General features: G+C 71.4%; 11 protein-coding genes and 1 pseudogene. 7 read left to right on the top strand and 5 right to left on the bottom strand.

Translation table 11 applies throughout. The features are described 5' to 3' along the window. Positions 1-19 precede the first annotated feature (19 nt). The 3 genes and pseudogenes from VS93_RS19380 to VS93_RS19370 all read left to right on the top strand — a co-directional run bounded on the left by VS93_RS19380 (position 20) and on the right by VS93_RS19370 (position 3,482). Positions 20-1,608, top strand: a pseudogene (locus tag VS93_RS19380) (FAD-binding oxidoreductase). Between the two features lie 29 nt (positions 1,609-1,637). Then, positions 1,638-2,399, top strand: coding sequence for a protein phosphatase 2C domain-containing protein (locus tag VS93_RS19375; protein WP_046471322.1), 762 nt, complete (start codon positions 1,638-1,640; stop codon positions 2,397-2,399). Between the two features lie 120 nt (positions 2,400-2,519). After that, positions 2,520-3,482, top strand: a complete 963-nt coding sequence (locus tag VS93_RS19370) for a quinone oxidoreductase family protein (RefSeq protein WP_046471321.1) — start codon at positions 2,520-2,522, stop codon at positions 3,480-3,482. Positions 3,483-3,553: 71 nt separating this feature from the next. On the opposite strand, the gene VS93_RS30550 is transcribed toward VS93_RS19370, so the two are convergent. The 3 genes from VS93_RS30550 to VS93_RS19355 form a co-directional block, all read right to left on the bottom strand. Further along, entirely contained in the window at positions 3,554-4,258 is a 705-nt protein-coding gene (locus tag VS93_RS30550) for a hypothetical protein (protein ID WP_046471320.1), read from the bottom strand. A gap of 269 nt (positions 4,259-4,527) precedes the next feature. Beyond that, complete coding sequence (locus tag VS93_RS19360) at positions 4,528-5,004, bottom strand: helix-turn-helix domain-containing protein (RefSeq protein ID WP_046471319.1); 477 nt, start codon at positions 5,002-5,004, stop codon at positions 4,528-4,530. Beyond that, positions 5,001-5,576, bottom strand: a complete 576-nt coding sequence (locus VS93_RS19355; protein ID WP_046471318.1) for an IS607 family transposase — start codon at positions 5,574-5,576, stop codon at positions 5,001-5,003. The genes VS93_RS19360 and VS93_RS19355 overlap by 4 nt, the downstream gene beginning before the upstream one ends. A gap of 239 nt (positions 5,577-5,815) precedes the next feature. Between VS93_RS19355 and VS93_RS19350 the strand changes: the two genes are divergently transcribed. Both VS93_RS19350 and VS93_RS19345 read left to right on the top strand, forming a co-directional pair. Then, positions 5,816-8,362, top strand: a complete 2,547-nt coding sequence (locus tag VS93_RS19350; protein WP_046471317.1) for a DUF4118 domain-containing protein — start codon at positions 5,816-5,818, stop codon at positions 8,360-8,362. Continuing rightward, entirely contained in the window at positions 8,362-9,066 is a 705-nt protein-coding gene (locus VS93_RS19345; protein ID WP_082127028.1) for a response regulator, read from the top strand. Before VS93_RS19350 ends, VS93_RS19345 begins: the two co-directional genes overlap by 1 nt. Here VS93_RS19345 and VS93_RS19340 read toward each other — a convergent pair whose 3' ends face one another. Then, entirely contained in the window at positions 9,067-10,185 is a 1,119-nt protein-coding gene (locus VS93_RS19340; RefSeq protein WP_082127027.1) for a glycerophosphodiester phosphodiesterase family protein, read from the bottom strand. 210 nt (positions 10,186-10,395) lie between these two features. After that, a complete protein-coding gene (locus VS93_RS19335) occupies positions 10,396-11,316 on the bottom strand; it encodes an aminoglycoside phosphotransferase family protein (RefSeq protein WP_046471315.1) in 921 nt (306 codons plus the stop codon). A 271-nt stretch (positions 11,317-11,587) separates the two neighbouring features. On the opposite strand from VS93_RS19335, the gene VS93_RS19330 reads away from it, so the two are divergent. Both VS93_RS19330 and VS93_RS19325 read left to right on the top strand, forming a co-directional pair. Next, positions 11,588-11,980: a hypothetical protein gene (locus tag VS93_RS19330; RefSeq protein WP_156184927.1), complete on the top strand. Its 393-nt coding sequence runs from the start codon at positions 11,588-11,590 to the stop codon at positions 11,978-11,980. Between the two features lie 123 nt (positions 11,981-12,103). After that, positions 12,104-12,733, top strand: a complete 630-nt coding sequence (locus VS93_RS19325) for a DUF305 domain-containing protein (protein ID WP_046471314.1) — start codon at positions 12,104-12,106, stop codon at positions 12,731-12,733. Positions 12,734-12,779 lie beyond the last annotated feature (46 nt).

Genomic DNA, 12,779 nt, shown 5'->3' with positions numbered 1-12,779 from the left:
CATGAAGCGCGCCGCCGACATGTCCTGGTTCGGCTGGGGGGACCCGGCCCGCGCCGCCCCGCTCTCCGACCCCGTTCGCGACCTCATAGCGCGGACGCTCGGAGTGCGGCTGCGCGAGCTGCCTCCCGTCTCTGAGGCCGACGTCCGGCTCCCGGCCCGCGCTCTCGACCAGGCGGCGCGCGGCGCGCTGGAGGAGGCCGTCGGAGCCGATTGGGTACGGGTCGACGACGCGGCGCGGCTGCGGCACGCCGGCGGCAAGAGCACCACCGACCTGCTGCGCCGCCGCGCCGGCGCGGCGGAGGGGGCGCCCGACGCGGTCGTCCTTCCCGCGGACCACGAGGAGGTCCTCGCCGTGCTGCGCGCGTGCTCCGAGCACCGCGTCGCCGTGGTCCCGTTCGGCGGCGGCACGAGCGTCGTCGGCGGGGTGGAGCCCGTCCGCGGCGACTTCGCCAGTGCCGCCTCCCTCGACCTGCGCCGCCTGGACCGGCTGGTCTGCCTGGACACCGAGTCAGCGACCGCGACCCTGCAGGCGGGGCTGCGCACCCCCGAGGCCGAGCGGCTCCTCGCCGAACACGGCCACACGCTCGGGCACCTGCCGCAGAGCTACGAGTACGCCACGATCGGCGGGTACGCGGCGACCCGCTCCAGCGGCCAGGCGTCCGCCGGTTACGGGCGCTTCGACGCCATGGTGACGGCGCTGAAGGCGGCCACCCCGCGCGGCACCCTGGACCTCGGCCGGGCGCCGGCGTCGGCCGCCGGTCCGGACCTGCGCGAACTGCTGCTGGGCTCGGAGGGTGTGTTCGGGGTCATCACCGAGGTGACGCTGCGCGTCCGACCGGTTCCCGCCTCAGCCCGCGACGAGGCGTGGTCCTTTCCCGACTACGCGTCGGGGGCGGCGGCGCTGCGCCGGCTGGCCCAATCCGCGGTGCGACCGACGACCGCCCGGCTGTCGGACGAGACCGAGACGTTCGTCAACGCCGCGCTCTCCGGCCGGGAGGCGCGACCGGGCTGCCTCCTCCTGGTCGGGCTGGAGGGCGGCGAGCGGGAGGTGCGCACCCGGCGCGAGGCCGTGGGGACGGAGCTCGCCGAGGCCGGCGGCACGTTCCTCGGCACCGAGCCGGCCGCCGAGTGGCGGCGCGCCCGCTTCCACGGCCCCTACCTGCGCGACGCCCTGCTGGACGCCGGGATCCTGAGCGAGACCCTGGAGACGGCCACGACCTGGTCGAACCTCATGCCCCTGTACGAGGCCGTCAGCGCCGCCGTCAAGGAAACCCTGGAGGGGCCCGAGGGCGGAGCGGTGGTCATGTGCCACATCTCGCACATCTACCCCACCGGGGCTTCGCTCTACTTCACCGTGGTCACCGCGACCGGAGCGGACCCGCAGTCCCGTTGGGCCCGGGCCAAGCGCGCCGCGGGCGACGCGATCGCGGCCGGCGGTGCGACGATCACGCACCACCACGCGGTGGGCCGCGACCACCTCCCGTGGATGAGCGCCGAGATCAGTCCGCTGGGCACCGATGTCCTGCGCACCGTCAAGTCCTCCCTGGATCCTGTGGCGTCCTCAACCCCGGCAAGCTCATCCCCGGCGGTCCGGGCTCGCGGGAGTAAGCGGCGAGGACTGCCGTACGCTACTTCCCGTGCGGATCCGTTACGCGAGCGCCCCCGGTGACGGGTGCGGCAACGAAGACCTCGCGTCGTCCGGGGCGGACTGGGCGTTCGTCCTCGACGGCGCGACCGCGCCCCCCGATGTCGACAGCGGGTGCCGGCACGGGGTCCGGTGGTTCGTGGCCACACTGGCCGCCTCACTCGCCGCCGAGCTGGCCCTCCCGTGTCACCGCCCGCTGCCCGATGTGCTCGCCCATGCGCTGGAGCGGACCCGCGCCGCCCACGGCGGCACCTGCGACCTGGCCAACCCCGACAGCCCCTCCAGCACCGTGGCCATGGTCCGCCACTCCGGCCCCGCCCTCGAATACCTGGTACTCGCCGATTCGGCCGTGCTCCTCCCCGGCCCCGGCGGCACGGTCACCCCCGTCACCGACGACCGGTTGGACCACCTCCCGGGCGGACGCCCCTACACCCGGGCGCTCGTGCGCAGCGCGCGCAACAGCCCGGACGGCTTCTGGGTGGCCGGCTCCCTGCCCGAGGCCGCCCATCAGGCGGTGACGGGGACAGCGCGGCCGCCCGGCCTGCGGTTCGGGCTGTTGACCGATGGCTGCACCCGGCTGGTCAAGCACTACGGCCACACCTGGCACCAGCTCTGGCAGCACCTGGAGAAGCGGGGGCCGGAGTCGCTCATCGCCCGGGTCCGCGACAACGAACGCACCTACGGCGCCGAGCGCGGCAAGCGGCACGACGACGCGACGGCGCTGGTGGGCGCGTTCGCGCCCGTCTCCGGATAAAAGGGGCGGCGCCGGCACGAACGCCGGGACCGTCCATTGGCCCCGAAACCCCGGCGAACGGCGCGCGGAACCGGTTAGGCTCAGGAGCCATACCATCCGGTCGGTGCAGAGAGAGGTTCCATGCGAGCGATCCAGATCGCCGAGTTCGGCGGCCCCGAGGTCCTGCAGCCCGCCGAGACCGCCGAGCCCCAACCCGCGGACGGCCAGGTCCTGGTGCGGGTGGAGCACGCAGGCGTGAACTACGCCGACACCCACATGGCGGACAACTCCTACCTGGTCGCCCTGGCCCCCACGAACCTTCCCATGGTTCCCGGGAGCGAGATCGTCGGGCGTACCCCGGACGGGCGGCGCGTCGTGGCCCTGATGAGCGGCGGCGGCTACGCCGAGCAGGCCGCCGTCGACCCCGCCCTCATGTTCGACGTTCCGGACGAGATCGACAGCCTCACCGCTCTGGCGCTGATGATCCAGGGGTCGACCGCGTGGGTGCTGCTGCGCAAGAGCGTCCGGATGGAGCCGGGCGAGTCCGTGGTCGTGCACGCCGCGGCCGGCGGTGTGGGATCGCTCGCGGTCCAGCTGGCCAAGGCGTTCGGGGCGGGCCGGGTCATCGCGACGGCCAGCAGCGAGGAGAAGCGCAAGCTCGCGCTGGAGCTCGGGGCGGACATCGCGCTGGACTCGCGGGCCGAGGACATGAAGACCGCCCTGATCGAGGCCAACGAGGGCCGCCCGGTGGACATCGTCCTGGACATGACCGGCGGCCGGATCACCGACGAGAGCGTCCAGGCGCTGGCCCCGTTCGGCCGACTGTCCTTCTACGGCATGGCCTCGCGCGAGGAGCCCAGCCCCGTCCGGCCGCCCAACCTGGTGCAGTACTCAACAGGCGTGAGCGGCATGTGGCTGGCGCACGCCTTCGCGGTCCCGGGCCTGGTGCAGCAGGCGATGACGGAGATGTACCGGCTGGTGCAGCAGGGCACCCTGCGCACGATCAACGGCGGCGTGTACCCGCTGTCCGAGGCCCGCCGGGCCCACGAGGACCTGCGGGCCCGCAGGACGACCGGCAAGCTGGCCCTCGACCCGAGCCGGTAACGCCCGGCCGGCCCCCGAGCCCCGAAAGGGCGCTGCCGCCTCCTCCCGGCGACAGCGCCCCACCTGCGGGTTCAGTCGTCGACCGCGGCGATCTCCGGGAGGCTCCGCTCCACCTCGTTGGCCACTTCGAGGGAGATGTCGCGCTTCTCCTCGTCCGGGACCCGGTTCGGCGCCCGATACCAGAGGGTCACCGTCACGTTGCGGACGGCGTACTGGACGAAGGACAGGCTTCCTCCGTCCGCACCGTAGAAATCGCCGTAATCGGTGCCGAACTCGGCGATGTACTGGAAACCGGTGTCACCGGCCGAGATCGGCTCGGGCGGGGTCACCTCGTCGAGCCGCTCGTCGAGATCGCGCCCCGACTCCCGGGCCTCGACCATCCCGCGCACACCGGCGTAGTCGTCCTCAGCGGTGTCGGTGGAGTGCCGGGACAGGCCGAAGGCGAGGAACTCGCTGCTCGCGTACTCCTCGGACTCGTCGGCGAACACCCCGCAGTCGATGAACTCCTCGACGTCCTCGCCCATGCCCTCGGGGAACTCGTCCTCCTCATAGACGTACTCGTCGATCCCGGGATCCCGCATCCCGATGATCTCGGTGACCTCGTCGGTCACCAGGTCGTCGCAGTCGGGCAGCGCCGAGTACGGGGACTTCTGCCCCATAACAGTCCACAGCACCGCCCCGCCCACCCCGAGGAGCAGGACCAGCCCGGCGGCGATCCCGCCTATGAGCCCCACGTTGCGCCGCGGCGGCTGCTGGTACGGATACGGGGGCGGCACGGGTCCTCCCGGAGGACCGGGATAGCCGCCTCGGCCCGGCGGCTGCGGCGGGTAGCCGGGAGGCGGAGCGCCGGGCCCCTGCCGCCAGTGGGGTTCCGAAGGCCCGTACCCCGGCGGGGGCACGGGCCCCTGCGAGCCGGGGTGCGGCGGCGGTACGGGCGGATAACCGGCCATAAGCGCTCCTAGCGGACGGTTGGGGGAGGCCCCGGTGCGGCGACGCGGACCATCTTCACCTACCGTTCATTGGAGTTTCAGTGACTCTCAATGATTCACCCGTTACCGGGTGAAAGTCCCCGTCTGCCCCGGGGCAGCGCCCGGCGCGGGGTAGACGCTTCGCAGCCACCCGCCGGAACAAGCCCGGTCTCACGGTCGGCTCCACGTCCGTTTTCCGTCTCCGAGCCACTCCCGGCGACGTGCCGCTCCACCAGAGCGGCCAGGTTGCGTGCGGCATTCAGATCCCGGTCCAGGATCACACCGCACTCGGTGCACCACGGCGCCACTTCGTTCTTGGCCTGGTTCCACGCCCGGCGCAGCCCATACAGCGACCAGTTCACCGACGGGGTCAGCTCCTGGTCGCCGATGCCGTAGGAGCGCTCAGCTTCACGCTGGGACAGGTTGGCCTTGATGCGGGCCAACCCCCAGTTATAGGCCACCCTGGCGGCCCCGGCGTGGCGGGCCAGGTCCCGCTCCTGACGGGGGCTGAGGTCCAGAGCGAACCGGTAGGCCTGCCTCACCTGGCCGCTCACGACACCTCCGGTTCGGTGGCCACGGCCACAGCGCGTTGGGCCCGATGTCTGGCGGAGCGTTTCCCGTACAGGCGGGCGCACATCGAGGTCAGCACCTCGGTCATATCCCGCACTAGGTCATCGTCGGTGCCGTCGTCCTCCAGTACGACCAGGCGCCGCCCGGACGCCGCCAGTGCCGACTCCAGGTGCTCCACCCCAAAGCGGGCGAGCCGATCACGATACTCGATCACGATCGTGGCCACGTCCGCATCGGCGAGGAGCCGGTGGAGTTCGCGGCGGCGCCCGTTGAGCCCGGACCCGATCTCGGTCACGACCTCGGCGACGGGCATGCCCTGGTCGGTGGCTGCTTGGACCACGCGGGAGACCTGCCGGTCCAGATCGGCCTTCTGGTCGGCGGAGGAGACCCTGCAGTACGCCACGGTGCGGCCGGGCGGGGCCGGGTCGGGTTCGTGGACCAGCCACAGGCCGGTGGGGGTGCGGGTGACCGGCACGGGCATCGTGCCGTCCCTGGCCCACCGCCACGCGGTCTGGTAATGCACACCGTTCCGCTCAGCCCACTCCGACAATTTCATGAGACCAGTATATAGGAAAGCTGATACTTGATGAGACATCACTCAACAGATTGCACCCCCCGGCCCCGGGATCCGACACAAGCACGGGGCCCGGTCCGCGCCCCTCCTCCGACGCGTGGAGCGACCGCCCCGTTCCGCTCCCGGCAACCCCGCCCGCCCGGCGCCCCGCTGGCCGGCGGTAGTGGCGAAATTCCACGTCAGAGTGCACCGGACCGGACGAAGAGCCCCACAATGGATGTGTGGCACGTGGAAAACTGCGGATCTACCTGGGTGCCGCTCCCGGGGTGGGCAAGACCTACAACGCTCTGAGCGAAGCGCAGCGGCGCCGGGGGCGGGGCACCGACATCCTCGTGGGGTTCGTGGAGGTCCACAATCGGCAGAGGACCGCCGACCTCCTCGACGGGCTCGAGGTGCTGCCGCGGTGGGCCTCCGGCAACGGGGACACCGCGTCCGAGGAACTCGACGTGGGCGCCGTTCTCGCCCGTCGGCCGCAGGTGGTGGTGGTCGACGAGCTCGCCCACACCAATGCGCCCGGTTCGCGCAACCCCAAGCGGTGGCAGGACATCGACGAGCTGCTCGACGCCGGCATCGACGTCATCTCCACGGTGAACATCGAGCACCTGGAGTCGCTGAACGACGTCGTCGAGCAGATCACCGGGGTCAGGCAGCGGGAGACGATCCCCGACGAGGTCGTCCGCCGCGCGGCCCAGATCGAACTGTGCGACATGTCCCCGCACTCGCTGCGCCGCCGGATGGCGCACGGGAACATCTACTCCGACGAGAAGGTCGACGCCGCGCTGTCCAACTACTTCCGCGAGGGCAACCTCACCGCTCTGCGCGAGCTGGCGCTGCTGTGGGTGGCCGACCGGGTGGACGAGGGACTGAGCCGGTACCGGGGCGAGCACAACATCCGGCAGACCTGGGAGGCCCGGGAGCGCATCGTCGTCGCGCTCACCGGCGGCCCCGAGGGCGAGACGCTGATCCGCCGCGCCGCGCGCATCGCAGCCCGCTCGCGCGGCGGCCAGCCGCAGCCCAGCCATCTGATGGCGGTCCACGTGGTGACGAGCGACGGCCCGGCCCGGATCCAGACCGAGGCCCTTACCCGGCAGAAGCAGCTGCTGGCCCAGCTCGGCGGCACCTACCACCAGGTGATCGGGAACGACGTGCCCACGGCCCTGCTGGATTTCGCGCGCGGCGCCAACGCGACACAGATCGTCCTGGGCACGTCGCGCCGCCGGAGCTGGCAGTACGTGTTCGGTCCCGGTGTCGGAACGATCGTGACACGCGAGTCGGGCGACATCGACGTCCACATCGTCACCCACGAGGAGGCGGGCCGCGGCCGCGGACTGCTGCTTCCCCTGGCCGGCGGCGGCCTGGGCCGGCTGCGGCAGGCCTGGGGCTGGACCCTGAGCGTCCTCACCCCACCGCTGCTGGCCACCGTGCTGCACCTGCCGGTGCTGGATCCGCTCGACCTCACCGCGCACCTGCTGCTCTTCCTGCTGGTGACCGTGGTCGTAGCGCTGGTCGGCGGGCTGTGGCCCGCGGTCTTCTCCGCCGTGTTCGGGAGCCTGCTGCTCAATATCCTGTTCACCGAACCGGTGTACCGGCTGACCATCGACCGCGCCGACAACATCGTCGCACTGATGGTGTTCATCCTGGTCGGGGGACTTGTCGCGGTCGTCGTCGGACTGGCGAAACGCCGATCCCTCCAGGCGGCGCGGGCACGGGCGGAGGCCAGCACGCTGAGCCTGCTGGCGGGCAGCGTCCTCGGCGGCAACGAGCCGCTCCAGGCACTGCTGCAGCGGATCCGCGAAACCTTCGGACAGGATTCGGTCGCGCTGCTGGAGCAGCAGGACGACGGCCGCTGGCGCCTCGTCGACCATGTCGGGCGGAACCCCTGCCACTCGCCCGACGACGCCGACGCTCTGGTGTCGGTGAGCGACTCGCTGGCGCTGGTACTCCGCGGTCGGGTGCTCCCCGCCGCCGACCGGCGGGTGCTGAACGCCTTCGCCACCCACATCGGGATCGCGCTGGAACGGCAGCGGCTCACCCTCGACGCGGCCGAGGCCCGGCGCCAGGCCGCGGGCAACAAGATCCGCACGGCCCTGCTCGCCGCGGTCTCCCACGACCTGCGGACCCCGCTGACCTCCATCAAGGCGAGCGTGTCCAGCCTGCGCGCGACCGACATCGAACTCGACGAGCCCGACAGGCAGGAACTGCTGGAGAACATCGAGGAGTCGACGGACCGGCTGAACGACCTCGTCGGCAACCTGCTGGACATGAGCCGGCTGCAGACCGACACGGTGCGGCCGATCATCCGCTCGGTGGGCCTGGAGGAGGTGGTGCCGGCCACGCTCATCGGCGTCCAGGCGGACAACATAACGGTGGACGTCCCCGACCACCTGCCGCGTGTGCGGGTCGACACCGGGCTGCTGGAACGGGCCGTGGCCAACGTGGTCCAGAACGCCACCCGGCACAACCCGAACACGAACGGTCCGGTCCGCGTGGCGGCGAGCGCACTCGGCACGACGGTGGAACTGCGGGTGGCCGACCACGGTCCGGGCGTGCCCGACGACTCCAAGGAGCGCATGTTCGAGGCGTTCCAGCGGGTCGGCGACGCCCCTAGGGGCACCGGGATCGGCCTCGGGTTGGCCGTGGCGCGCGGGTTCACCGAGGCGATGGAGGGGAATCTGGTCGCGGAGGACACTCCCGGAGGCGGACTGACCATGGTGTTCACTCTGCGGAGCGCCGAGGAGAACCAACCCACGAAAACCGGAGATGGCTGATGCGGGTACTGGTCGTCGACGACGACGCGCAAATCGTCCGGGCCATGCGGATCAACCTGCGGGCACGCGGCTACCAGGTCGACACGTGCGGCGACGGCGCGGCCGCACTGCGGACCGCCGCCCAGCATCCCCCGGACCTGGTACTGCTGGACCTGGGGCTGCCCGACATGGAGGGCATGAAGGTCATCGAGCGGTTGCGCGGCTGGACCTCGGTTCCGGTGATCGTGCTCTCGGCACGCCACTCCGCGAGCGAGAAGGTGCGCTCGCTGGATGCCGGCGCCGACGACTACGTGACCAAACCGTTCGCGATGGACGAGCTGCTGGCGCGGATGCGGGCCGCGCAGCGCCGGTCGGTGCGCACCGAGGAGGCGCCCGTGGTGCGCAGCCCCGCCTTCACCGTGGACCTGGGAGCCAAGCGCGTGTTACGAGGCGAGCAGGAGGTGCGGCTGACGCCGACCGAGTGGCACATCCTGGAGATCTTGGCGCGGAACGCCGGACGGCTGGTCAGCCAGCGCCAGCTACTGCACGATGTGTGGGGCCCGGTCTACCAGAGCGAGACCAACTACCTGCGGGTCTACATGGCCCAACTGCGCCGCAAGCTGGAGCCCGACCCGGCGCACCCGAAGTACCTGATCACCGAAGCCGGTATGGGGTACCGGTTCGAGAAGAACGGGGATGATCCGGCGCGCACCGGGTCCGGGTGACTACTTGTCGCGCTCCTTCAGGAACTTCGCCCGGGTCTTGTACAGGTGGTCCGGGCTGTCGGCGAAGAAACCGTCGGCGCCGGTCTCCAGGACGGCGGTGTAGTAACTCTTGTAGTCGCCGAACCTGGTCGGGTCGTCGCCCTTCGTGTACCCGTCGGGCAGGAACGCGTTCTCGCTGCGCAGGGTCCACGGGGTGACGAGGAGCTCGCGGTCGTGCGCGTCGGCGACCAGCGGGGTGGGCTCCGCCGGCAGCCCGTCCTCGCCGATCGGCAGCACCAGGGAGAGGTCGGGACCGATCGCCTCGGCGTACGCCGCGATCCCGTCGAGCCCCTCGGGGGTGGTCAGCTCCCGCTGGTCGGTGCTGATGAGCTGGACCAGCGGGGCCTCCACGAGCCCGTTCAGCTCCCGCAGGCTCGCCGGCTCGAAGGACTGCACGAAGACCGGGGCGTCCTCGCCGGTGCCCGTGAGGCCGCGCTCCTCCAGCGCCGCAGCCATCATCTCCTCGGTGTCGAGGCCGATGGAGTCGAAGTACCCCGGGTGCTTCAGCTCGGGCATGACCTGGACGTCGATCCCCTTCCCCAGGTACTTCTCGCGCAGGTCGAGGACCTCCTCGAACGTCGCCACCTCGTACCTGCCGTCGTACTTGGTGTTGCCCGGGCGGATATCGGGGATGCGCTCGACGGCGCGCAGCGTCTTGATCTCCTCCAGCGTGAAGTCCTCGGAGAACCAGCCGGTGACCTCGTTGCCGTCGATGGTCTTGGTGGTCTCGCGGTCGGCGAACTCCGGGCGATCGGCGACGTCGGTGGTGTCGCTGAGCTCGTTCTCGTGCCGCGCGACCAGGTGCCCGTCGGAGGTGGGGACCAGGTCGGGCTCGATGAAGTCGGCCCGCTGGCGGACCGCGAGCCCGTAGGCGGGCAGGGTGTGCTCGGGGCGGTAGGCGGAGGCGCCGCGGTGCGCGATGACCCACGGGGGCTCCACGATCGACCGCTCGCCGGCGGCCGGTTCGTCGGTGGAATCAGGGGTCCGGGTCTCGGCGACCGCCGGCGCGGTGCCGGCCAGGAGAGCGATCAGGAGGGCGGTGAGAGGGGTCCGTCTCGGGGTTGTCGCGTGAAGCGGCATTGGTCTCCTCGGGGTCCGGGGGCACGAACACGAACGGGGATATTCTCGCGTGTCCTATCGTCCCGTCCCCGCATCCGGATTGAACGAAGACCTACGGGCCGCCGAAGAAAGGCCGCCCCGTCCGTGAGCGGACGGAGCGGTCGGCGCGCTGGAGGGGAGGAAGGGACGTCTGCCGTAAGCAGCGGGGCGGGCTCGCGCGGGGCGGGGATATCAGCAGGCGGAGAGTTCCATCAGCAGCCTGAACTCCTCACTGCCGGCCTTCCCCCGTTCGACCTGAGCGATCGCGAAGAGGGGGGCGCAGGCCCGGGACCACGCGAGGATACGCGAGGCCGGGACGCCCATGATTGGGGCGAGGGTCAGCGCGCGGCGCTCGACCTCGTCGACCGACGTGGCCCGCCACAGCGCCCAGTCGATGGCCTCGGCGGCGGCGTCACCGAGGCAGGCCCGCGGGTCGACCGCGACGAGCCCGCGTTCGGGTCCGCCGTCGACGACGTTTCCCGGGTGCAGGTCGGCGTGCAGCAGTACGACGTCCTCCTCGCCCTGGGCCAGTGCCCGGGCATAGGCGTGGCCGTGGTGCAGGAACGAGGCGGGGACCAGGTCGGCGGCCGGTCCCGACGACCGCCGGTTCTCGAAGTGGCCGAAGAGGAAGTTGATGCGCGAACTCAGCGGATGCAGCTCACGCCGCGCCTCCGGCGGGACGGCGACGGAGTGCAGATCGGCGATGAGGGTCCCGACCGCCTCCATAGGCGGCACCGTGCCGGACAGCGCCACGGTACGACCGGTCCCGATGGCCTCCAGCAGCACGGCGCCGCGCTCGGGGTCGACGTCCCACACCTCCGGGACGCGCCCGCTTCCCTCCCAGAGCCGCAGGACACGCGCCTCCTCGACGGAGAGCCAGGGCTCGGGGGAGACCTTCAGGATGCCGGCGGATCCGTCGATCCGCTGGCAATGCAGCACCACGGAGGTCCGGCCGTGCGGGGCAGGGCCTTCAATGGAGAGTTTCCATTCCGTGGCCAGTTCCTCGACCAGGGCGGGGAGCTCCGCGAGCCAACTCTCCGCCCCGCTTCCGAACCTGCGAAATAGCCGCTGTCGCTGTTCGCTGTCGACCAACCGCGCTGTGCCGTTGCTCATTCGTCCTCGTCCACCTTATGGTTTCGTACCGCCGCTGCATTGGGATCGCGTTGTCTCCCTGTTCGCCACCGTGAGGACCCCTCGTCCGGGCCTCCGCTGTCGAGGGGCGGTGACCGGGCCTTCACCGGTAGTACCGAACTGTTCGAGTCCCCGGCTTCGACCGTCCCCCTCAGTCGGCGGTACCGCTCCGCCGGCGAGGTTTTAGTCACACCCCTACCGTACGGGCCCCGCTTCTATGCGCCATCCGGGGATACGGCTCTACGATTGGCGCGTGACCGGCGCGGTGAATGGGCGGAAGACGATGCGCGCGTGGCCGCGCCTCCTCCTGCTGCTCTGCGTCATCAGCGGAGTCGCGGTCATGCACACGCTTGGTCACCCGCAGGTGGAGCTGGAGATCGCGCCCCACTCCTCCGCGGTCTATACGTCGCCGGAGAACGCGGTCGGCACGGTTCCCGGGCTGGACCTCCTGCCCCCGCTGGATCCGACGGTGACGTACCTGGCCATCGTCGAACTCCTCCTGCTCGCGGGGGTGGCCGCCGGAGCCTTCCAGGTCTGCTCCGCCGCCCTCGTCCGGCCGCCGTCGCCGCGATCCGCGCCCGTCGCAGACGCCGCACGGCCGCCCGTTCCACCGTCGCTCTCCCGTCTCCAGGTACTGCGGATCTAGATGCCACCGGAAGCGCTCCCCCCGTGGACGGGAGTGCTCCGCGCGCGTCCTTGCTCCCACGCCATCGCACGCCGGCGCGAACCCGCCGTGCGCGCTTCCAGCGAGACGAGAGAAGAACCCACCATGACGACCCGTACATGCGCTCTTCTGCTGCCCGGCTGCCTGACCGTCCTCCTCGCATCCTGCGGGACGACCGGGCAGGAGACCGGCGCTCCGGCGAACGAGGCGGTCGGCAAGGAGTTCAACGACGCCGACGTCGCGTTCGTGCAGTCGATGATCCCGCACCACGAGCAGGCCGTGGAGATGTCGGAGCTGGCCGAGAGCCGGGCCGGGGACGAAGTCGGCGAACTCGCCGAGCGGATCAAGGACGGCCAAGGTCCGGAGATCGAGCGGCTCACCGGGATGCTGGACGAGTGGGGCGAGGAACCCCTGAGCGACGGCCACGTGGGCCGCGACATGGTCGGCATGCTCGGCGAGGAGCAGATGGTGGAGCTGGAGGACGCCGAAGGCGAGGCTTTCGACACCGTGTTCCTGCAGCAGATGGTCGGGCACCACGCGGGCGCGGTCGAGATGGCCCGGGAGCAGCTCGACGAAGGTCGCAGCCCCGAGGTCACGGAACTCGCCGAGGAGACCATCGACGTCCAGGAGGCCGAGATCGAGGAGATGCGGGCCCTGCTCAATGAATCCGAAGGAGACGACGGCGACACCGCCGACGAGGACGACTCCCGGTACAAGGAGCGCAGCCTCCGCTGATCCGCGGCGCGGGCGCCGCCTGCCGGAGCGGCGCCCGGCCACCGCC

This window comes from Allosalinactinospora lopnorensis, from assembly GCF_000981225.1.
Taxonomy (GTDB): Bacteria; Actinomycetota; Actinomycetes; order Streptosporangiales; family Streptosporangiaceae; genus Allosalinactinospora; species Allosalinactinospora lopnorensis.
Note: the sequence above shows the minus strand (reverse complement) of the source record. Positions and strands in the feature narration are given on the sequence as shown.

What these genes read in the sequence shown, in the direction of transcription:
- VS93_RS19340 (WP_082127027.1), bottom strand. Translation starts at nt 10,185, where the DNA reads ATGCCGCTTCACGCGACAACCCCGAGACGGACCCCTCTCACCGCCCTC.
- VS93_RS19335 (WP_046471315.1), bottom strand. Translation starts at nt 11,316, where the DNA reads ATGAGCAACGGCACAGCGCGGTTGGTCGACAGCGAACAGCGACAGCGG.
- VS93_RS19370 (WP_046471321.1), top strand. Translation starts at nt 2,520, where the DNA reads ATGCGAGCGATCCAGATCGCCGAGTTCGGCGGCCCCGAGGTCCTGCAG.
- VS93_RS19355 (WP_046471318.1), bottom strand. Translation starts at nt 5,576, where the DNA reads ATGAAATTGTCGGAGTGGGCTGAGCGGAACGGTGTGCATTACCAGACC.
- VS93_RS19325 (WP_046471314.1), top strand. Translation starts at nt 12,104, where the DNA reads ATGACGACCCGTACATGCGCTCTTCTGCTGCCCGGCTGCCTGACCGTC.
- VS93_RS19345 (WP_082127028.1), top strand. Translation starts at nt 8,362, where the DNA reads ATGCGGGTACTGGTCGTCGACGACGACGCGCAAATCGTCCGGGCCATG.